We start from the raw sequence: 19993 nt of genomic DNA on the forward strand, positions 1-19993 counted from the left end.
GCGCAGTGCGCGGCCGGCGCCGCGGTCAGCGCTTGCCGGCGTCCGGCGAGTCGGGGTCGGGGTGGTCGTCGGACGGGGCCGAGCCGCCGTCGCCGTCGGCCTCGGGCTGCTCCTCGCCCCGGCGCGCCATATCGGCGGCGGCGGCCTGGCGCAGGCGCATGCCCTCGAGTTCGTCCTTGGCGAGCGCGGCCGCCTTCTTCTCGGTCTGGGCGGTGTCGCGCGGCGGCAGAAGGATCTCGCTCTCGGCCTTCATGCCGGCCTGCAGCTCGCGCCCGCGCTCGAGCTCGGCGTCGAACTCGGCGCCGAAGAGCAGGGCGTTGTTCGTGATCCAGAGCCACAGCAGGAACACGATGACGGCGCCGAGCGATCCGTAGGTCGCGTTGTAGTTCGAGAAGTTGGCGACGTAGAAGCCGAAGCCCACCGAGGCGATCAGCCAGATGACCAGGGCGACGAGCGAGCCGAGGCTCATCCACTTGAACTTCGGCTGCTGGATGTTCGGGGCCCAGTAGTACAGCACCGCGACGATGACGATCGCGATCACCGCGAGCACCGGCCACTTGGCGACGTTCCAGACGAACACGGCGGTCGAGCCGAGTCCGATCAGGTCGCCGGCGGTCTGCGCGATCGGCCCGCTGATGACGAGGATGAGCGCGGCCGCGACGATCAGCACGACGGTGAAGGCCGTCACTCCGAGCATCGTGGGACGCAGCTTCCAGATCGGTCGTCCCTCGTCGATGCCGTAGATGCGGTTCATGGCCCGACCGAAGCCGCCCACGTATCCGGAGGCCGACCAGAGGGCGCCGAGCACACCGACGATCAGCGCGACGCCGGCGGCGGGCGACTTCGTCAGCTGCAGGATCGGCCCCTCGAGAAGCTCCGCCACCTGGGGCGATCCCGCCTGGCGCACCAGGTCGAGCAGGGTCGTGGCCGTCGCGTCGGCCTGTCCGACGACGCCGAGCAGCGACACGATGGCCAGCAGCGCCGGGAAGATTGCGAGCACGGCGTAGTACGTCAGCCCCGCGGCGAGGTCGGTGCACTGGTCGCGGGTGAACTCGCGCAGCGTCTTGCCGAGCACGTACCCCCACGAGGGCTTCTTGACGTCGGTGAGGTCCTGCGGCTTGCGCTCGTCGTCGGCCGACGGCGACTGCTGCTCGCGCTCGGTGCTCTTCTGGGCCATGGGGGTGTGTCCTGTCGCGTGTTCGGGTTATGAATCCAAGGAGGCGCGGTGCCCGGTCACGACGACCGGTCACCGCGCCGAGGCGGTCGCCGAGGCGTCGTCAGCGGCGTGCGGCCTTGACGACGCCGGCGACGATCGCCGCGAGGCCCGCCGCGCCGGCGGCGGCTGCGGCGACGACCGGCTTCGGGTCATCGGCGTAGCGCCGCTTGACGCTCGCCTTCAGGCGACGGGCGTGAGCGGGGACGCTCAGCTTGTCCTCGATGGCGTCGAGGGTGGCCGCGAACTCCTCGCGGGTCCGGGCGATGTCGAGCTCGATCTCGGGGATGCTCGCGCCGGGGCGCGGCCCCTTCTCGTTCTCCGCGGGCGTCTCGTCACCGGTGGCGCCGGCCTTCTCGACCCGCGCCTCCTCGGCTCGGGCCTCGGCGAGCTCGCGTTCGGGGTCGGGCTTCGGCTCAGTGCTTCGCGGACTCATAGCCACCCTGCCCCTTCAACGCGGTCACGTCGGCTTTGACGCTGGCGACGGTCTTCTCCGGGGTGGGCGGGACGCCCTTCTTCAGCGCCTTGACGCCCAGCAGGGCGAGCACGGCGGTGACGATCAGCAGGACGGCGGCCACGATCAGGGCGGCCAGCCACGGGGCCACGACGGTCGCCAGACCGAGCACGGCCGCGGTCAGCAGCACGGCGAGCAGGAAGAAGCCGAAGAGCGCGGCTCCGACGAGCAGACCCGCACCGACCCCGACCTCCTTCAGCTTCGTCGCGAGCTCGGTCTTCGCCAGCGCGATCTCTCCGCGGATGAGCCGCGAGATCAGCTCGGGCAGGCTGCCGAGCAGCGAGCCGAGCGACTTCTTCGTGCTCTCCTGGGGGTTCTTGAGGTCAGTCACCGACGCTCACTCCCGGGAGCTTCGAGGTGCCGTTGTCCCGGTCGTCGGTGTCGGCCGACCCCTTGTCGGCGCCGACGGCGGACGAGCCCTTCGAGGCGCCCTTCGAGCCGGACGTCTTCGACGTGACCTCGTCGGCCTTGTCCGCGACCGCGTCGGAGGCCTTGCCGGCCTTCTTCGACGCGGACTTGACGGTGGACTGGGCGGCCGAGGCGGCGTCGCTCGCGACGTCCTTCAGCTTGCCGCCGACGACGGGCGCGTTCTCCTTGACGAAGTCCTCGGCCTGGTGGACGGTCTTCTGCACGGAGGGGTTCTCCCACAGGTCGCCGGCACGGTCCTTGATCTTGATGTATGCGCCACGGCCCGCGCGGGCTCCGAGGACGTACCCGACGGCCGCTCCTGCGACGAAGAGGATCTTGCCTTTCATGAGTGCTCCTAGTTGCTCGTTGTCGTGCTCTGGACCCTCCACGGTGGCACGACACGGCCCCGGAGGCCCAGATCCACCGTCAGCGCAGCGATCGCAGTCCGGCGCCCACGGGCTCGACGACCGGCGAGCGCCGGGTCAGCCCGACGGCGGAGAGCGCCTCGGACAGCACCCGGAGCGCGCACCACCCGAAGAGCACGACGAGCAGCGCGTTGCGCACCGTCAGCACGACCACCGCGAACGGGTTGAGATCGAGCAGCGCCAGGTACAGGATCGGGAACACCAGCGTGGTCAGACCGGCCGTCCAGGCGACCAGGATCGACGGCACGCGGAACTGCTCGGGGCGGAGCGCCAGCCCGACGGCGACGACCGGCGCGATCCACAGCACGTACTGCGGCGAGCCGACCTTGTTGAGCGTGACGAACGTGGTGGTCAGGGCGAGGGCGCCGAGCAGGACGACGCCGGTCTCGTCGACGGCGCGAGCCCCGCGACGGGCGCCCGGCAGACCCCTCGCGGCCACGGCGGTCAGGAGCGCCAGCACGATCAGCACGCCGAGCATGAACCCCGTGCTGCCGTTGATGAGCCAGGCGTCGCCCGGCCCCATGACCTCGTTCGTCGCGAGGCCGACGTTCTCGTAGACGGATGACCCGGGGACCCCGAGCATCGACAGCCAGACCCAGGGCATCGACATCGGAGCCTCGAGCTGCAGACCGCGACTCGACTGCATCGTGATGAAGCTGTCGAGGTGCGAGGCTCCTCCGCCGACGACGACGAGCCCGACGATCGCGGCGCTGGTGGCCACCCCGGCGCCGACGATCGTGCCGCGCCGCCTCGAGGCGGCCACGGCGGCGGCGATGACGGCGGCGGGCCAGACCTTGATCCAGGTGGCCACGGCGAGCAGCACGCCCGCGATGCGGGGGCGGGTGGCCAGCAGCAGCAGAGCCGCCACGATCATCGGGGCGCTGAAGCCCTCGAGCCGGAGGAACCCGACGGGCGCCAGCAGGAACAGGATGAGCAGCCACCACCAGGCCGCCGTGGCGTCGACGGTCTTGCGGCCCCGGTCGGTCAGCAGCCACAGCCCGCCGGCGTTCGCCGCCGTCAGCAGCAGCAGCCAGACGAACTGGTAGAGCGACTCGCCGAGGATGTTCGACAGGACGATGGGCCCCAGAGCGCCGGCGGGGTAGACCCAGTCGTAGTCGAGCACGGGCCAGCGACCGTCGGCCAGGGCGCCGCTCGCCCACGACCGGTAGAGGGGCAGATCTCCGGTGACGTCGCCCGCGACCATCAGCGGGGTGAGCGCGAGCATGACCGTGCCGTGGAGCGACGCGAAGGCCCACCAGATGGCGTGCGGGTGCTGCCGGATGACGGCCCAGCGCTCGGCCACCTTGTGGCCGGTGTCGTTCCAGGCGCGGGCACGGCGCACGGCGGCGGCGGATCGTCCGAGGCGAGGGCTCACGGGGCGACCCTAGGGTCGTCGCCTGTCACGGAGGTGAACGGCATGCGGCGGGTCGGCTCGAGACGCCGGGCTAGGCCAGCGCCACCCACCAGATCAGGAGCATCGTCGTGACGAAGCCCGACAGGAAGTTGAGGGTCAGGAACCGCTTCCACCCGCGGTTGACGCCTTCCGCGTCGGCGTCGGCGACGTTCCACCACGGCGCGCAGCTGAGCGCGTAGACCACGGGGATGACGGCCGCGATCGGACCGGGGAACTCGGTCAGCGTCATCAGGACACCGGCGAGGAGGTACGCCACGACCGAGAAGCGGACGGTCGCCTTCGCGCCGATGACGGTCGCGATCGACGCGATGCCGCCCTCGCGGTCGGCGAGGACGTCCTGCACGGCGCCGAACGCGTGACTGGCCATCCCCCACAGGAAGAACGCGGCGAGGAGGGCGACGAGCTGCGGCGTGACCGTCGCCCCGGCGAGCGCCAGACCGTAGACGGCAGGGCTCACGAAGTGCGTGCTCGACGTGATCGAGTCGATGAACGGGCGCTCCTTGAAGCGGAGACCGGGGGCCGAGTAGGCGATGACGGCGAAGACGCTGACGGCCAGCACCAGCCAGCTGAGCGGGCCGCCGACCGCGACGAGGAACACGAGGAACGGCACGTTCGTGACGACGGCCGCCCACAGCGTCGTGCGGTGCAGGCTCCGGTCGAGCAGCGCACCCTCGACGCCGCCCTTGCGCGGGTTGCGGAGGTCGCTCTCGTAGTCGAAGACGTCGTTGATGCCGTACATCGCGAGGTTGTAGGGCACGAGGAAGTACACGATGCCGACGACCGCGATCAGCCACGGCACGGCCGAGAAGTCGAAGAAGCCGGTCGCCCCGCCCGACGACAGGACCGCGAAGGCGCTCGAGCCGTCCCGGCCGACCGGCCCGTACGACCCGCCGTACGACACGGTGCCGCTCGCCGAGGTGAGGATGAACGCCACCGCGAACGGGAACGCCGTGTTGATCCAGCTGAGGGGCCGCGACGACCAGAACAGGGCGGTCACCGTCTTCACGAGCGCGCCTCCTTCGGGGTCCGGCGACTGCCGAGCAGCGTCCACACCGACGGCAGGAGCACGAGCGCCGCGACGGCGTAGGCGAAGTCCTCGAGGGGGGCGATGCCGAGCTTCACCCCGCTGATGCGGTCGGGGGCGTAGTCGACGAGCCCGACGCCGATCATGATGTTGTCGAAGACGGCGGTCATGACGAGCAGCACGACGGTCGCGAGACCGGCCGCCCGCACCCGGGCGGCCCGGGCCGCCGAGGAGGCGCGCTCGGCTCGACCGCGCAGCCAGGCCGCCAGCACGGCCGCCCCCGCCACCACGGCCACGAGCGCGAGGAACACCGCGTTGATCGCCCAGTACGTCATCGCGTGCCCCCCTGGCGGGCGGAGGCGTCACGGACGGAGGCGTCGCGAGCGGAGGCGCGGCGGTCGACGATCAGACGGGTGCCGGCCAGCAGGTTCATCGTCAGGTAGCAGAGCAGCGTCAGGAAGAAGACCTCTTCGAGCGGCAGCTCGGGGGCGATCTGGATGCCGGTCATGAACGACGTCTCGCCGCGGAAGAACACCCCGGCGTCGATCCCGACGATGTCCCAGATCAGGAAGAACACGACGCCGATCAGCAGGGTCACGAAGGCCCGCCCGGCGTCGCGCCAGAAGAACAGGGTGAAGCGGCGGTCGAGCATGGCCATGCCGAAGAGCGAGATGCCGAGCGCGACGAGGTACAGCGCGCCCATCAGGCCGCGGACTCCGCTCGCGTCGCCGGAACGCCCGACGCCGACCCCGACGGCTCGGGGAGCGGCTCGGTGCTGCGGTCGCCCCGCAGGTTCTTGAGGAGGATCTCGGCGCTGATCAGGCACATCGGCAGACCGATGCCGGGTCGCACCGAGCCGCCGACGTAGAACAGGTTCTCGACGTGCTCGGACGTGTTGCCGGCGCGGAACATGGCGCTCTGGTCGAGGGTGTGGGCCGGGCCGAGCATGCTGCCGCTCCAGGCGTTGACGTCGTCGACGAAGTCGCGGGGGCCGCGCGTCCGGCGTACGACGACGCGGTCGGCGAGATCGGCGACGCCCGTCCAGCTCGCGATCTGATCGATCACGAGGTCGGCGAGCCGCTCGATCAGCGTGTCGCCGTCGCCGTCCAGGTCGCCGCCGCCGAGCGCCGGGTCGGCGGGCAGCGGCACGAGCACGAAGAGGTTGGTGTGCCCCTCGGGCGCGGTCGACGGGTCGACGGTGCTCGGCTTGCAGACGTAGAGCGACGGCGGGTCGGGGATGCGCTTGTCGGCCCCGAAGATGCGGTCGAAGTTCTCGTGCCAGTCGTTCGCGAACAGCAGCGTGTGGTGCTCGAGCTCGGGGATCTCGCCCTCGACGCCGAGGTACATCAGCAGCGCGCTGGGGCCGGGGTCGCGCTTCGACCAGTAGTCGCCGTCGAACGTGCGGAGCGACGGCGGCAGCATCGTCGTCTCGACGTGGTGCAGATCGGCCGCGCCGACGACGACGTCGGCCTCGAGGCGACGCACCGCCCCCGTCGCGTCGGCGTACTCGACGCCGGTGGCGACGCCGCGCGAGCGCGGCTTGCCCGACCCGCGGCCCGCCTCGGGGTCGGCGGTGAGCACCCGGGTGACGGACGCCCCCGTCTCGATGCGGACGCCGGCCTGCCGGGCGACGCGCTCGATGGCGTCGATGACGGTGATGAGCCCGCCGCGCGGGTAGAGCACCCCGTCGTCGAGATCGAGCGTGCTCATCAGGTGGTACATGCTCGGAGTCCTGAACGGCGACGATCCGAGGAACACCGCGGGGTAGCCGAGGATCTGCCGCAGCCGCGGCTCCTTCACGGTCCGCGACGCGAACGAGTCCAGGTCTTGGAGCAGGAGGCGCGCGAGCTTCGGCAGGCGGACGACGACGTCTCCGCGCAGCAGGGGCCCGACGCTCTCGAAGCTCGTGTAGAGGAACCGCTGCTTGGCCATCTCGTAGGTGTCGCGGGCCGAGCGCAGGTAGCTGCGCATGCGGTCGCCGCTGCCCGGCTCGATCGACTCGAACAGCGCGATGTTCTCTTCGAGGCCGCGGGGGACGTCGATGGGCGCGTCGGACGCGCCGTCGGCCGACGGCTCGAAGTAGACGCGGTAGCCGGGGTCGAGCTCGACGAGGTCGAGCTGCTCGGCCGACGAGGTGCCCATCAGCCGGAAGAAGTGGTCGAACACCTCGGGCATCAGGTACCAGCTCGGGCCCAGGTCGAACCGGAATCCCTCGTGGCTCCACGAGCCGGCGCGACCGCCCACGGCGTCGTTCTTCTCGAGCAGCACGACGTCATGGCCCTCGCGGGCCAGCAGCGCGGCCGAAGCCAGCCCGCTGATCCCGCCGCCGATGACGACGGCCCGGGAGCCGTACCGCTCGACGGTGGTGTCTCCGGTGGCGCGGTCGAGCCAGGGTGTGCTCACGAGGTCCTCTCGGCGGGGCGATCGGGGATGCGGGTGGTCCGGCCGGCCGCCGCCGCGAGGGCGATGCGGACCTTCACCGGGTCGGGGACGCGGACGCGCGCCCGGATGAGCGAGGAGGCGGGGGTCGCCTCGATCCGCCGGTTCAGCTCGGCGAACAGGCCGTGGGCGAGGGCCACGGCACGTCGCGAGCTGCTCGGCAGCACGGGGATGATGTCGCCGGCGACCCGGAGGTCGTCGTCGATGTCGGCGACGAGTCTCGCCTTCGTGGCCTCGTCGAACGACCCGACGTCGACGCCGGGGAAGTAGCTGCGACCGAGCTGCTCGAAGTCGGCCGCGAGGTCGCGGAGGAAGTTCACCTTCTGGAAGGCCGCCCCCAGGCGCCGCGCGCCCTCGTCGAGCTCGGCGACCGTCGTCGCCGGGAACGCGTGCCCGAGCAGGAACGCGCGCAGGCACATGAGCCCGACGACCTCCGCCGAGCCGAAGACGTAGCGGTCGAACGACTCGGCGTCGTGCTCGCGGGCGCTGAGGTCGGCGCGCATCGAGGCGAAGAACGGCCGTGTCAGCTCGTGGCCGAAGCCGGCCGTGCGGGCCGTCCGGGCGAAGGCGTGCACGACGAGGTTCGCGCTGAAGCCCGTCTCGAGGGCCCGCTCGGTCTCGGCCTCGAACTCGTCGAGGCACCGCGCGGCCGACTCGGGGTCGAGTCCGGCCTCGGCCGCCGGGCCGTCGACGATCTCGTCGGCGACGCGCACGAGCGCGTAGACGTTCTCGACGTGCTGCCGCACATCGGCCCCGAGGAGGCGCGAGGCCAGACCGAACGACGTCGAGTACCGGCGGATGACACCGGACGCGGTCTCGTCGGCGACGGTGTCGTACAGCGCCAGACCGGTCATCGGACCCTCTCGAGGACGGTCGCGACGAGCGGCGTCAGCGCCTCGCGCAGGGCGTCTCCGACGGCGGGGCCGTCGAGGACGTCGAGGGCCCGCTGCGCGTGCTCCTCGACGAGGGTCTCGGCGAACGCGCGCGCCCCGCAGGCCTCGAGCCGGCCGCGGACGTGCGCCGCCTCGTCGGGAGTCAGGTCGGCCTTGCCGATGAACGGCTGCACGGCGAACCACTGGTCGGTCGTCGCCGCGTGGGCGATGAGCACGGTGCGCTTGCCCTCGCGGAGGTCGCCGAGCGTCGTCTTGCCGGTGCTCTCCTCCGTTCCGAAGACGCCCAGGAGGTCGTCGACCACCTGATAGGCGACGCCGACCTCGCGCCCGAACTCGCCGACGGCATGGACGACCTCGTCGTCCGCACCCGCGAGGACGGCGCCGGCCTGGAGAGGCGCCTCGAACGAGTACACGGCCGTCTTGGCGCGCTCCATGTTCAGGATCTCGTCGACCGTGGGGACGTCGTCCGAGAGCGAGAGCTCGACGTCGACCATCTCGCCGCCGGCGCTGACGAAGATCGCCTCGTCGAGGATGTCGAGGAGGCGCGCCTGCACTCCGCTGCCGCACCTCACCTGCAGGAGGAGGCGGCTGGCACCGGTCAGCGCGAGGTCGCCTGCGATGACGGCGGCCGACATGCCCCGGTGCTCGGCGGCGGGGGTCGAGAGCCCGGCGGTCGTCGCGGTGTCGCGGTAGCTGCCCGAGACGTTCGGGATGCCCCGACGCGAGAAGTCGCGGTCGATGACGTCGTCGTGGACGATCAGCGCGGTGTGCAGCAGCTCGAACGCCGCGCCGACTCCGGCGACAGCTTCTTCGTCGTCGCCGCCCAGGGCGTCGTAGGCCGTGAAGACCATGCGCGGGCGGAACCGCTTGCCCCCGGCGCTGTTGCGCTCGAGCACGGACCAGAGGTCGACGTACCGCGAGCCGACCGACTCGGCCCGCCGCTTGGCTAGGCTGAAGAAGCCGTCGAGGACGGCATCGACACGCTCGTGTCGCTCGCGCGTCCGCGCGCGGAGAAGTTCACCGTCCACGCTAGGCAGACTACCGCTCATGACATCCGAGAAACCCTCCGCGCCCGACGAGGTCGGCACGATCGCCACCGAGGCGCAGCCCGAGCTGGTCGTCCTCCTCGACGACGCGGGTCGACCGGTCGGGACGACCGAGAAGGCGACCGTCCACACGGCGACCACGCCCCTCCACCTGGCCTTCAGCTGCCACGTCGTCGACGAGCGCGGGCGCGTGCTCGTCACCCGTCGCGCGCTGTCGAAGAAGACCTGGCCCGGCGTCTGGACGAACTCGTACTGCGGTCACCCGGCACCCGGCGAGACGCCGGCCGAGGCCGTCCGCCGCCGGGCCTCGCAGGAGCTCGGCATCGAGGTGAGCGACGTCGAGGTGATCCTCCCCGACTTCCGGTACATCGCCACCGACGCCTCCGGCGTCGTCGAGAACGAGATCTGCCCGGTCTTCACGGCCCGGGTCGTCGGGGTCCCCGACCCCTCGCCCGACGAGGTCGCCGAGTGGGCCTGGGTCGAGCCGTCCGAGCTCCGCCGGGCCGTCGCGGCCGCACCGTTCGCCTTCAGCCCCTGGCTCGGGTGGCAGCTGGAGGCGTGGCCCGCGACGTCGTGAGCGACGGGCCCGCCCGACCCGCGCCTCCTCGGCTCGACTCCTGAATCAGCACCGAGGGGGCCTTGTCAAGCCCGTACCCCGATCTACCCGCCAAATCTAAGGTGAAGACTCCTCCGCACCTCGGCGGGGCTCCTGACGGAAGGCGGACCGATCGTGACGAGCACCTACACCAGCGATCCCGCCACGGAGCCGATCCGCATCGTGGGTTACCGCAAGCCGAGGGCCCGGCCCTACGACGAGGTCGTCGAGCGACGACGGCGGAACGCCCAGGAGGCGCGGAACCGACCCGAGGTCGACCCGCGCCTGCGCTACATGGACTTCCTGGTCGTCCGGCAGGACGAGCGCACCGGCTGAACCGCGATCAGCGGGGGCGGAGCGCCTGCGCGGCCGGGCAGTCGAACGGGTCGCGCGCGGCGAGGCCGACGCGGTTGAGGTAGCGGACGACGATCCCGTACGACTTCGTGATGGTCGTCTCGGTGTAGGGGATGTCGTGTTCGGCGCAGTGCTGCTTCACGAGGCGGCTGGCGGCGCGCAGGTGCGGCCGGGCCATGCTCGGGAACAGGTGGTGCTCGACCTGGTAGTTGAGACCGCCCATGAACGCGGTCGAGAAGCGACCGGTGATGTTGCGCGACGTGAGGACCTGCTTGCTGAGGAAGTCGACCTTGGCGCCCTCGGGGATGATCGGCATGCCCTTGTGGTTCGGCGCGAACGACGAGCCCATGTAGAGGCCGAAGACGGCCATCTGCACGCCGATGAAGGCGAAGGCCATGCCGAGCGGCAGGAACCAGAACACGACGCCGAAGTACAGCGCGAGGCGCACGGCGATGAGGGTGATCTCGAGGGCGCGGCCCTCGACCTTCTCGCGACCGAGCAGGGTCTTGAACGAGGTCACGTGCAGGTTGACGCCCTCGCCGAGCAGCAGCGGGAAGAAGAAGTACCCCTGGCGACGCGTGATGAAGCCGAGCACGCCGCGCTGCTTGGCAGCGTCCTCCTCGAGGAAGGAGATCGTGTCGAAGGCGATGTCGGGGTCTTTGCCCTTGGTGTTGGGGTTCGCGTGGTGACGGCTGTGCTTCGTCATCCACCAGGCGTAGCTGATGCCGACGACCCCGGCGGCCAGCACCCGGCCCACCTTGTCGTTCGTGGTGCCCGACTCGAAGACCTGACGGTGCGAGGCCTCGTGGGTGAGGAACGCGAACTGCGTGAGGATGACGCCGAGCGCTGCGGCGATCAGCAGCTGGAACCAGCTGGAGCCGAGCAGGACGAAGCCGGTGGCCGCGCCGCCGAGGCTCAGCGTCAGCACCACGAACACCGTGATGTAGAAGCCGGTGCGACGCTTCAGCAGCCCGGCCTCGCGCACGCTCTTCAGGAGGGCCGAGTAGGTGCTGGTGGGCTTGCTGACCTGACCGGCCACGGTGGGTCGGAACCCGGCCTCGGTCAGGCGGGCGGCGGTGGGGGATGGTGCAACGGACGTCATCGGGCTCCGGCGGTGGTCGACTTCCCAGCCGCGTGTCGTGAGCGATGCGCCCTTGGATGTAGCGAACGTAGGGGAGCCCCCTGGGTAACCGTCGTGAGAAGGGGTGAGCGACGGGTGATCGTCCCGGAGGCCTGTCAGGGGAGGGGCGGTAAACTCCTCGGGTTCCCCGACGCCCGAAAGAGGTCCCGTGTCTGCCCATCCCGACGCTGCCCGCAGCGCGCGCTACTGGCCGGTCCCGCTGCTCCGCGCGGTGCCCGCCCTGGCGATGGGCGTGATCATCACGTTCTCTCCCGACCACTCCCCGCGCATCGGTCTGCTGTTCTTCGGCGCGGCCGCCCTGCTGAGCGGGCTCGTGCTGGCCGTCGGCGCGATGACGCGCCTGGCGTCCGACCCGTCGAGCCGCACGCTGCACGTCGTCCAGGGGGCCGTCGGCATCGTCGCGGGCGCCTTCGCGCTCGTGTTCTCGTCCGGGGGCCTCACGGCCCTGGTGGCGACCGTGCTCTCGTGGGCCTTCTTGACCGGGGCGCTCGAGCTCGTCACCGGGCTGCGTCGTCGCGGGCGGTCGCCGCTCGCCAGAGACTGGACGACCGTGGGCGCGCTCACCCTCGTCCTGGCACTGGCCTTCGTGCTCGTGCCCCCCGACTACGCCCGCGAGCTCGGCGGCATCGAGCGGATCGAGGGCGTGCTGACGTCGTCGACGGTCCTGGTCGGACTGCTCGGCGCGTACGGTGCCCTCATCGGCGTCTTCCTCGTCATCGCCGGGCTGTCGCTGAAGTGGCAGACGACCTCGCCCGACCCGACCGGCGCCCCCACCGACCTCACTTCAGACGGAGTACCCCAGAGATGACCCAACCCAGCTGGCGCGAGCGCGTCCGCCCCGCCGAGTTCCTCGGCCTCAGCGCGGCCTTCGCCGTCTTCATCGGCGTCGTCGTGCTGCTCACCACCCGCGAGCTCGACCTCGCCCTGATCTTCCTGTGCATCGGCTTCATCGTCTCGCTCGTGATCATCGCCATGCTGGCGCTGGCGGCCAAGCCGAACGACGACGAGCAGCACGAGCTCGACGAGTCCGACAAGCCCCGCGGCCACTGAGGCTTCTCGCGCCCAGCCGACCCGCGCCTCCTCGGCTCCGCCCTGCGCGCCTCCGTCGGGTTCGGCGGGTTCCCGTAACTCGCGGCGGGTCAGCGCTGACCCGCCGCGGATGACAGCGACCCGCCGCATCGTCCCGCGGCCCCGCCGGGCGGGCTAGGCCAGGCGGTCGACCAGCTGCGACGCGAGGCCCGTGTACGTCGACGGTGTCAGGGCGATGAGACGTCGCTTGGCGTCGTCTCCGATGTCGAGACCCTCGACGAAGGCGACGAGCTCGGCCTGGCCGGTCCGCTTGCCGCGAGTCAGCTCCTTCAGCATCGCGTAGGGGTCGGCGATCGACGAGCGGCCGGCGACGACCTCGGCTCGGATGACGGTCTGGATCGCCTCGCCGAGCACCTCCCAGTTCGAGTCGAGATCGGCCTCGAGCGCGGCCGTGCCGACGGCGATCTCGCCGAGGCCGCGGCGCAGGTTGTCGAGGGCGAGCATCGAGTGCCCGAACGCGACGCCGATGTTGCGCTGCGTCGACGAGTCGGTGAGGTCACGCTGCTGACGCGAGGTGACGAGGGTCGACGCGAGGGAGTCGAGCAGGGCGCACGAGAGCTCGAGGTTCGCCTCCGCGTTCTCGAAGCGGATCGGGTTGATCTTGTGCGGCATCGTCGACGACCCCGTGGCGCCGGCCTGCGGGATCTGCGTGAAGTACCCCATCGAGATGTACGACCAGACGTCGGTCGCGAGATTGTGCAGCACGCGGTTCGCGTGGGCGACCCGCGAGTACAGCTCCGCCTGCCAGTCGTGCGACTCGATCTGGGTGGTGAGGGGGTTCCAGACCAGACCCAGGCTGTCCTCGACGAAGCCGCGCGAGATCTCGGGCCAGTCGGCGGAGGGGTCCGCGACCACGTGCGCCGAGAACGTGCCCGTCGCACCGCTGAACTTGCCGAGGTACTCGGTGGCCACGATCTGCGCGCGCAGACGCTGCAGGCGGTGGACGAAGACGGCGAACTCCTTGCCGACGGTCGTCGGGGTCGCGGGCTGACCGTGCGTGTGCGCGAGCATCGGGACGTCGCGGGCGTCGGTCGCCCACTGCGACAGGGCGGCCAGCACCGCGTCGAAGGCGGGCAGCCAGACGTCGGTGACGGCGGCCTTGACCGTGACCGCGTACGAGAGGTTGTTGATGTCCTCGCTGGTGCAGGCGAAGTGGGTCAGCTCGGCGATGGAGTCGAGACCGAGGTCGGCGAGGCGCGCACGCACGAAGTACTCGACGGCCTTGACGTCGTGGCGGGTGGTGGCCTCGAGGCCGGCGAGCTCGTCGATGGCCTCCTGACCGAAGTCGGCGACGATCGCGCGCAGGGCTCCCTTCCGCCCCTCGTCGAGCGGGCTCGACCCGAAGGCCCCGCGGTCGGTCTGCGCGATCAGCCATTCGACCTCGACGTGCACCCGGGCGCGGTTCAGACCGGCCTCGCTGAGGTGGTCGCCCAGGGAGCCGACGGAGGCGCGGTAGCGGCCGTCGAGCGGGCTGAGGGGCTGAGGGGGCAACGTCATGAGGGTCCCTTGCGGAGTGCTGGTTCGATCTGGCGGAAGAGTGCTGCGCACGACTGCTCGACGAGGTCGAGAACGGTGTCGAACATGGCGGCGTCGGAGTAGTAGGGGTCGGGCACGTCGGTGCCCGGGACGCCGGCGCGCGGTGCGGCGGCCGGGTCGAAGGTCAGCAGCAGTCGCACCTTCGAGCGGTCGGAGTCGTTCGTCGCCCACGACCGCAGGACGCGCTCATGACCCCTGTCGAACGCCACGACCAGGTCGTGCCGGGCGAAGTCGTCGGCGCCGAACTGCTTGGCCCGGTGCCGTGAGCCATCGTATCCGCGAGCCGAGAGCGCGGCCTCCGTGCGCGGGTCGGCGCCCTCGCCGACGTGCCAGTCGCCCGTGCCCGCACTGCTGATGACGAGGTCGTCGCCGTGCCCCGCGGCGTCCGCGATCGACCGCAGGACGGTCTCGGCCATCGGAGACCGGCAGATGTTGCCGGTGCAGACGAAGCAGACGCTGAAGCGGTTCACCGCCGACGGTCGCCGGACTCGACGATCGGGCGGATGACGATGCCGATCAGCCACGCGAGGATCGCGAGCACGAGGGCGCCGAGCACGCCCCACCAGAAGCCGTCGATCTCGAGGCCGAAGCCGATCCGCCCCGAGATCCAGGCGACGATGCCGAGCAGCAGGCCGTTGACGATCAGCGAGACCAGCCCGAGCGTGAGGATGTAGAGGGGGAACGCCACGACGCGGATCGCCGTGCCGACGATGCCGTTGACCACCCCGAAGATGAACGCCACCAGGAGGTACGTGAGCACCGTCTCGGTGGTGCCCCCGGGGCCGTAGGGGTCGACGGCGACCCCGGACACGATCAGCGTGGTCAGCCAGAGGGCCACGGCGTTGATGAGCAGCCTCACGATGAATCGGGTCATGCCCCCATCATGCCGAACCGGCGCCCTCACGCGGTAGTGCGGAGCCCCCGGCCGAGGAGGCGCGGTGCCGCGTCATCCGTCGGGGGCAGCCCGTAGGGTGGCCGGGTGATGACTCCCGTTCGACTTCGCCCCGAGATCGCCGCCCTGCCGCCGTACCGACAGGGCAAGCAGGCGTCGCCCGACGCCTTCAAGCTGTCGTCGAACGAGAACCCGTTCGAGCCGCTGCCGGCCGTCGTCGAGGCCCTCCGCGGCGCCGTCACGGTCAACCGCTACCCCGACGCCACGGCCTCGGCCCTGCGGGGCGCCCTGGCCGAGAAGTCCGGCGTCACCATCGACGAGGTGCACGTCGGCGCGGGCTCCGTCTCGCTGCTGCTGCAGTTCATCCAGGCCGCCGCCGCCCCCGGCGACGAGGTCGTCTACGCCTGGCGCTCGTTCGAGGCCTACCCCGGGCTCGTCACCGTCGCCGGCGCCACCAGCGTGCAGGTGCCCACCCGCGCCGACGGCAGCCACGACCTCGTCGCGATGGCGGCGGCGATCACCGAGCGCACGCGGCTCGTCATCGTCTGCTCGCCCAACAACCCGACGGGCACCACGGTGTCGACCCATGATTTCGAGACGTTCATGGCGGCCGTGCCCGACGACCTGCTCGTCATCCTCGACGAGGCGTACGCCGAGTTCGTCACCGACCCCGACGCCGTCGATGGCGAGTCGCTGACCGAGCGTCACCCGAACCTCGTCGTGCTCCGCACCTTCTCGAAGGCGTACGGACTGGCCGCACTGCGCGTCGGGTACGCGATCGGCGCCTCCTCGGTGCTCGACGCCGCCCGGGCCACGGCGATCCCGCTCTCGGTCACCGAGCAGGGTCAGGCGGCCGCCCTCGCGTCGCTCGCCCACGAAGCCGAGCTGATGACCCGCGTCGACCGCATCGCCATGCTGCGCGATCAGGTGCGGCAGGCGCTGGTCGACCAGGGCTGGGACGTCCCGGAGGCGCAGGGCAACTTCGTCTGGCTGCCGACCGGGGAGCAGACGGCGACCGCCGCAGGGGTGTTCGCCGACCACGGCATCGTCGTCAGACCCTTCGCCCCCGAGGGCATCCGGATCACCATCGGCGAGCCCGCGTCGGTCGACAGACTGCTGCGCGCCGCCCAGCAGGTGCGCCGGAACTCATCACTCTGACGGCATGTGGCCGCGGGTATATTGGACGACATGTCTTACATCGATGCGGATCACGGCGTCACGACGATCCAACTGCTCGATCCGGCGGGTCGGCTCGTCGAGTCCGAGGCCGGCTCCGAGCTGCGACCGTACGTGGACGCCCTAGGCGATGATCAGCTGAGGGCCATGCACCGAGACATGGTGCTCACCCGGCGGTTCGACCGCGAGGCCGCCGCTCTCGCCCGCCAGGGTCAGCTCGCCCTCTGGGTGCCGAGCCACGGCCAGGAGGGCGCGCAGGTGGGCGTGGCCCATGCGTCGCGACCCCACGATCACCTGTTCCCGTCGTACCGCGAGCACGCCGTCGCCCTGGCCAAGGGCGTCGATCCCGTCGACATCCTCCGTCTGCTGCGCGGCCACACGCACGGCGGCTGGAACCCCGCCGACCGCGGGAACTTCCACGTCTACACGCTCGTGATCGGCTCGCAGACGCTGCACGCCACCGGCTACGCGATGGGCCTGACCCTCGACGGCAAGACCGCGACGGGCGACCCCGAGGTCGACCAGGCCGTCGTCACGTTCTTCGGAGACGGGGCCACGAGCCAGGGGGACGTCAGCGAGGCGCTCGTCTTCGCCGCCAGCTTCCAGACCCCCGAGCTGTTCTTCCTGCAGAACAACCAGTGGGCGATCAGCGTGCCCGTCGCGACCCAGTCGCGCACCCCGCTCGTCAACCGGGCCATCGGCTTCGGCGTGCCCGGCACCCGCATCGACGGCAACGACGTGCTCGCGAGCTACGCGGTCAGCCGCCGCGACCTCGACGCCGCGCGCAGCGGCGCCGGGCCCCGCTTCATCGAGGCCATGACCTACCGGATCGGCGCCCACACGTCGTCCGACGACCCGACCAAGTACCGCACCGACGACGAGCTCCAGAGCTGGATCGCGCGCGACCCCATCGAGCGGTTCGAGGCGTTCCTCCGCTCCCGAGGCGAAGGCGACGCCTTCTTCGCCGGTCTCGACGCCGAGGGCGACGACCTCGGCACCGACATCCGTCGACGCACCCTCGAGCTCGCGAAGCCCGAACCGCGATCGATGTTCGACCACGTCTACTCCGAGCCCCACCCCGTCATGCGCGAGCAGCGCGAGTGGCTCGCCTCGTACGAGAGCAGCTTCGGCCAGGACGCCGACCCGACCACGGCCGCCACCGACGGAGGACGCGCATGACCGACACCGCCACGAACCCGATCACGAGCGGCGACGCGACGTCGACCGGCGACGCCACCCGCTCCTCCCTCGAGACCATGCCGCTCGGCCGGGCGATCAACGCCGGTCTCCGCAAGGCCATGGCCGACGACCCCCGCGTGCTGCTCATGGGCGAGGACATCGGCACGCTCGGCGGCGTGTTCCGCGTGACCGAGGGGCTGCAGGCCGAGTTCGGCGCGAACCGGGTCATCGACACCCCGCTCGCCGAGTCGGGCATCGTCGGCACCGCCATCGGACTCGCCATGGGCGGTTTCCGCCCCGTGGTCGAGATCCAGTTCGACGGCTTCATCTACCCGGGCTTCGACCAGATCACCTCGCAGCTCGCGAAGATGACGGCCCGCCACGAGGGCTCGCTCCAGATGCCCGTCGTGATCCGGGTGCCCTACGGCGGGCACATCGGCGCGGTCGAGCACCACCAGGAGAGCCCCGAGGCGTACTTCGCGCACACGGCGGGTCTGCGGGTCGTCAGCCCGAGCACCCCGCACGACGCGTACTGGATGATCCAAGAGGCCATCCGGTCGAACGACCCCGTCATGTTCTTCGAGCCCAAGAGCCGCTACTGGCCCAAGGGCGAGGTCGACCTCGCCGATCCGCACGCCCCCCTGCACGCCAGCCGCGTCGTCCGCACCGGGACCGAGGTCACCCTGCTCGGTCACGGCGCGATGGTCAGCACCCTGCTGCAGGCCGCCGAGATCGCCGCGGGCGAGGGCATCAGCGCCGAGGTCGTCGACCTCCGCTCGCTGTCCCCCGTCGACTACGGGCCCATCCTCGAGTCGGTCCGCAAGACCGGCCGACTCGTCGTCGCCCAGGAGGCCCCCGGGTTCGTCAGCGTCGGATCCGAGATCGCCGCGACCGTGGCCGAGAAGGCCTTCTACTCGCTCGAAGCTCCCGTTCTGCGCGTCAGCGGCTTCGACACCCCCTTCCCTCCCGCGAAGCTCGAGACGCTGTACCTGCCCGACGCCGATCGCGTCCTCGAAGCCGTCGACCGCGCACTCGCGTACTGAGAGAGATCTTCATGACCAGCGAATTCGCTCTGCCCGACGTCGGCGAGGGCCTCACCGAGGCCGAGATCGTCGAATGGCGCGTCGCCCCGGGCGACACCGTCCAGATCAACCAGGTGCTCGTCGAGATCGAGACCGCCAAGTCGCTCGTCGAGCTCCCCTCCCCGTACGCGGGGGTCGTCGAGAGCGTGCTCGTCGCCTCGGGTGAGACGGTCGACGTCGGCACCCCGATCATCACCATCGGCGAGGGCGGAGCGCCCCGCACCCCCGGCGATCGCGCCGCCGAGGCGGAGGCGTCCGAGTCGGGCGGGTTGGCGCGCACCGCCCAGATCATCTCGCAGAACGAAGAGGCGCTGTCCGAGCAGCGGGCCAGGGGCCTCGACACCGCGTCGATCCCGGTCGTGACGACCCGCGCCTCCTCGGAGGGCGGCTCCGACGACGCACCGGCGGCTCAGGCTCAGGCTCCTGCGGCGGCCGCCGCGGCTCCGGCCGCACCCGCCGCACCCGCCCCCTCGGCGGACGCCGTCGCGGCGAGCGGCGGGACCGGCTCGGTCGCCTCCGCCCACGACGAGTCCTCCGACGGCGGCTCGGGCGCCGTGCTCGTGGGCTACGGGGCCGCGGGCGGCTCGGGCTCGACCCGTCGCCGCAAGCCCGCCCAGAGCGAGGTCGACGCGCGCCAGCTGCGCGTCGCCGAGCAGGCCCGCCGGCGCCCGACGACGTCGGTCCCCGCCGCGCAGGCCCTGCCGATCATCGCCAAGCCGCCGATCCGCAAGCTCGCCAAAGACCTCGAGGTCGACCTGTCGAGCGTCCAGCCGACCGGTCTCGCCGGCGAGGTCACCCGCGACGACGTCATCCGTCACGCGCAGCAGGCGAGCGTGTTCCGCAACATCGAGACGCCCGAGTGGGGCGAGGAGCGCATCGAGCGGATCCCCGTCAAGGGCGTCCGCAAGGCCATCGCCCGGGCCATGACGTCGTCGGCCTTCACCGCGCCGCACGTGAGCCTCTTCGTCGACGTCGACGCCACCCGCACCATGGAGTTCGTCAAGCGCCTGAAGAACTCGCCGCAGTTCGCCGGCGTGAAGGTGTCGCCGCTGCTGATCATGGCGAAGGCGATCATCTGGGCCGTGCGCCGGAACCCGATGGTCAACAGCGCGTGGACCGACAAGGAGATCCTCGTCCGCCACTTCGTCAACCTCGGCATCGCGGCGGCCACTCCCCGCGGCCTGATCGTGCCGAACGTGAAGGAGGCCCAGTCGATGAGCCTGCTCGAGCTCGCCCAGGCGCTCGAGCAGCTGACGCTGACGGCCCGCGACGGCAAGACGACGCCGACCGACATGCAGGACGGCACGATCACCATCACGAACATCGGCGTCTTCGGCATGGACACCGGCACGCCGATCCTCAACCCCGGCGAGGTCGCCATCGTCGCCCTCGGCACGATCAAGCAGAAGCCGTGGGTCGTCGACGGCGAGGTCCGCAGCCGCATGGTGACGACCATCGGCGCGAGCTTCGACCACCGCGTGGTCGACGGCGACGTCGCGAGCCGGTTCGTCGCCGACGTGGCGAGCGTGCTCGAAGAGCCGGCGCTGCTGCTCGACTAGGTCGCGTCACACCC

The 19993-nt window shown here is 71.2% G+C and carries 23 protein-coding genes; 8 read left to right on the forward strand and 15 right to left on the reverse strand.

All coding sequences use genetic code 11. The features are described from left to right. Positions 1 to 25: 25 nt before the first annotated feature. From ASF89_RS13440 to ASF89_RS13490, 11 genes are all read right to left on the reverse strand, one after another. Entirely contained in the window at positions 26 to 1177 is a 1152-nt protein-coding gene (locus tag ASF89_RS13440; protein WP_082490041.1) for a YihY/virulence factor BrkB family protein, read from the reverse strand. Positions 1178 to 1277: 100 nt separating this feature from the next. Then, positions 1278 to 1649, reverse strand: a complete 372-nt coding sequence (locus tag ASF89_RS13445) for a DUF3618 domain-containing protein (protein ID WP_055815780.1) — start codon at positions 1647 to 1649, stop codon at positions 1278 to 1280. Beyond that, positions 1630 to 2058 carry a phage holin family protein gene (locus tag ASF89_RS13450; RefSeq protein ID WP_055815783.1) on the reverse strand — a complete coding sequence of 143 codons (429 nt, stop codon included), beginning with the start codon at positions 2056 to 2058 and terminating at the stop codon, positions 1630 to 1632. Before ASF89_RS13450 ends, ASF89_RS13445 begins: the two co-directional genes overlap by 20 nt. Next, positions 2051 to 2482 (reverse strand): hypothetical protein, encoded by a 432-nt coding sequence (locus ASF89_RS13455; protein WP_055800994.1) that lies wholly within the window; start codon positions 2480 to 2482, stop codon positions 2051 to 2053. The genes ASF89_RS13450 and ASF89_RS13455 overlap by 8 nt, the downstream gene beginning before the upstream one ends. Positions 2483 to 2561: 79 nt before the next feature. Next, a complete protein-coding gene (locus tag ASF89_RS13460) occupies positions 2562 to 3935 on the reverse strand; it encodes a glycosyltransferase 87 family protein (RefSeq protein ID WP_055815786.1) in 1374 nt (457 codons plus the stop codon). A 70-nt stretch (positions 3936 to 4005) separates the two neighbouring features. Further along, positions 4006 to 4980, reverse strand: coding sequence for a prenyltransferase (locus tag ASF89_RS13465; RefSeq protein WP_055815789.1), 975 nt, complete (start codon positions 4978 to 4980; stop codon positions 4006 to 4008). After that, on the reverse strand, positions 4977 to 5333 hold the full coding sequence (locus tag ASF89_RS13470; RefSeq protein ID WP_055800984.1) for a lycopene cyclase domain-containing protein: 357 nt from the start codon (positions 5331 to 5333) through the stop codon (positions 4977 to 4979). The genes ASF89_RS13465 and ASF89_RS13470 overlap by 4 nt, the downstream gene beginning before the upstream one ends. After that, a complete protein-coding gene (locus ASF89_RS13475; RefSeq protein ID WP_055815792.1) occupies positions 5330 to 5701 on the reverse strand; it encodes a lycopene cyclase domain-containing protein in 372 nt (123 codons plus the stop codon). Before ASF89_RS13475 ends, ASF89_RS13470 begins: the two co-directional genes overlap by 4 nt. Continuing rightward, positions 5701 to 7401 (reverse strand): phytoene desaturase family protein, encoded by a 1701-nt coding sequence (gene crtI, locus ASF89_RS13480; RefSeq protein ID WP_200937188.1) that lies wholly within the window; start codon positions 7399 to 7401, stop codon positions 5701 to 5703. Before crtI ends, ASF89_RS13475 begins: the two co-directional genes overlap by 1 nt. Continuing rightward, positions 7398 to 8291: a phytoene/squalene synthase family protein gene (locus tag ASF89_RS13485; RefSeq protein WP_055815795.1), complete on the reverse strand. Its 894-nt coding sequence runs from the start codon at positions 8289 to 8291 to the stop codon at positions 7398 to 7400. The genes crtI and ASF89_RS13485 overlap by 4 nt, the downstream gene beginning before the upstream one ends. After that, positions 8288 to 9358: a polyprenyl synthetase family protein gene (locus tag ASF89_RS13490; protein ID WP_055800973.1), complete on the reverse strand. Its 1071-nt coding sequence runs from the start codon at positions 9356 to 9358 to the stop codon at positions 8288 to 8290. Before ASF89_RS13490 ends, ASF89_RS13485 begins: the two co-directional genes overlap by 4 nt. A gap of 19 nt (positions 9359 to 9377) precedes the next feature. Here ASF89_RS13490 and idi point away from each other — a divergent pair, with 19 nt between their 5' ends. Then, entirely contained in the window at positions 9378 to 9953 is a 576-nt protein-coding gene (idi, locus tag ASF89_RS13495; RefSeq protein WP_082475383.1) for an isopentenyl-diphosphate Delta-isomerase, read from the forward strand. A 153-nt stretch (positions 9954 to 10106) separates the two neighbouring features. After that, positions 10107 to 10307, forward strand: coding sequence for a hypothetical protein (locus ASF89_RS13500; protein ID WP_055800969.1), 201 nt, complete (start codon positions 10107 to 10109; stop codon positions 10305 to 10307). A gap of 7 nt (positions 10308 to 10314) precedes the next feature. Here ASF89_RS13500 and ASF89_RS13505 read toward each other — a convergent pair whose 3' ends face one another. After that, a complete protein-coding gene (locus ASF89_RS13505; protein WP_055800966.1) occupies positions 10315 to 11427 on the reverse strand; it encodes an acyl-CoA desaturase in 1113 nt (370 codons plus the stop codon). A 187-nt stretch (positions 11428 to 11614) separates the two neighbouring features. On the opposite strand from ASF89_RS13505, the gene ASF89_RS13510 reads away from it, so the two are divergent. Both ASF89_RS13510 and ASF89_RS13515 read left to right on the forward strand, forming a co-directional pair. Continuing rightward, positions 11615 to 12274: an HdeD family acid-resistance protein gene (locus ASF89_RS13510; RefSeq protein ID WP_055815799.1), complete on the forward strand. Its 660-nt coding sequence runs from the start codon at positions 11615 to 11617 to the stop codon at positions 12272 to 12274. Beyond that, positions 12271 to 12516, forward strand: coding sequence for a hypothetical protein (locus ASF89_RS13515; protein ID WP_055800959.1), 246 nt, complete (start codon positions 12271 to 12273; stop codon positions 12514 to 12516). Before ASF89_RS13510 ends, ASF89_RS13515 begins: the two co-directional genes overlap by 4 nt. Before the next feature lie 153 nt (positions 12517 to 12669). On the opposite strand, the gene purB is transcribed toward ASF89_RS13515, so the two are convergent. Genes purB through ASF89_RS13530 form a run of 3 tightly spaced genes read right to left on the reverse strand, consistent with a single transcriptional unit; the run spans position 12670 to position 14965 of the window. Then, a complete protein-coding gene (gene purB, locus ASF89_RS13520) occupies positions 12670 to 14052 on the reverse strand; it encodes an adenylosuccinate lyase (RefSeq protein WP_055815803.1) in 1383 nt (460 codons plus the stop codon). Next, entirely contained in the window at positions 14049 to 14561 is a 513-nt protein-coding gene (locus ASF89_RS13525) for a low molecular weight protein-tyrosine-phosphatase (protein ID WP_255354992.1), read from the reverse strand. The genes purB and ASF89_RS13525 overlap by 4 nt, the downstream gene beginning before the upstream one ends. Continuing rightward, positions 14558 to 14965 (reverse strand): phage holin family protein, encoded by a 408-nt coding sequence (locus ASF89_RS13530; protein ID WP_055800945.1) that lies wholly within the window; start codon positions 14963 to 14965, stop codon positions 14558 to 14560. Before ASF89_RS13530 ends, ASF89_RS13525 begins: the two co-directional genes overlap by 4 nt. Positions 14966 to 15073: 108 nt before the next feature. Here ASF89_RS13530 and ASF89_RS13535 point away from each other — a divergent pair, with 108 nt between their 5' ends. From ASF89_RS13535 to ASF89_RS13550, 4 genes are all read left to right on the forward strand, one after another. After that, the gene (locus ASF89_RS13535; RefSeq protein ID WP_082490043.1) at positions 15074 to 16141 is read left to right on the forward strand and encodes a histidinol-phosphate transaminase; all 1068 of its coding nucleotides are present in this window, start codon (positions 15074 to 15076) and stop codon (positions 16139 to 16141) included. Between the two features lie 30 nt (positions 16142 to 16171). Continuing rightward, positions 16172 to 17338, forward strand: a complete 1167-nt coding sequence (locus ASF89_RS13540) for a thiamine pyrophosphate-dependent dehydrogenase E1 component subunit alpha (protein ID WP_055815808.1) — start codon at positions 16172 to 16174, stop codon at positions 17336 to 17338. Between the two features lie 77 nt (positions 17339 to 17415). Beyond that, positions 17416 to 18381: an alpha-ketoacid dehydrogenase subunit beta gene (locus ASF89_RS13545; protein ID WP_055801264.1), complete on the forward strand. Its 966-nt coding sequence runs from the start codon at positions 17416 to 17418 to the stop codon at positions 18379 to 18381. An 11-nt stretch (positions 18382 to 18392) separates the two neighbouring features. Further along, complete coding sequence (locus ASF89_RS13550; protein ID WP_055815812.1) at positions 18393 to 19979, forward strand: dihydrolipoamide acetyltransferase family protein; 1587 nt, start codon at positions 18393 to 18395, stop codon at positions 19977 to 19979. The last annotated feature ends 14 nt before the right edge of the window (positions 19980 to 19993 follow it).

The organism is Frigoribacterium sp. Leaf172, assembly GCF_001424285.1.
GTDB lineage: Bacteria > Actinomycetota > Actinomycetes > Actinomycetales > Microbacteriaceae > Frigoribacterium.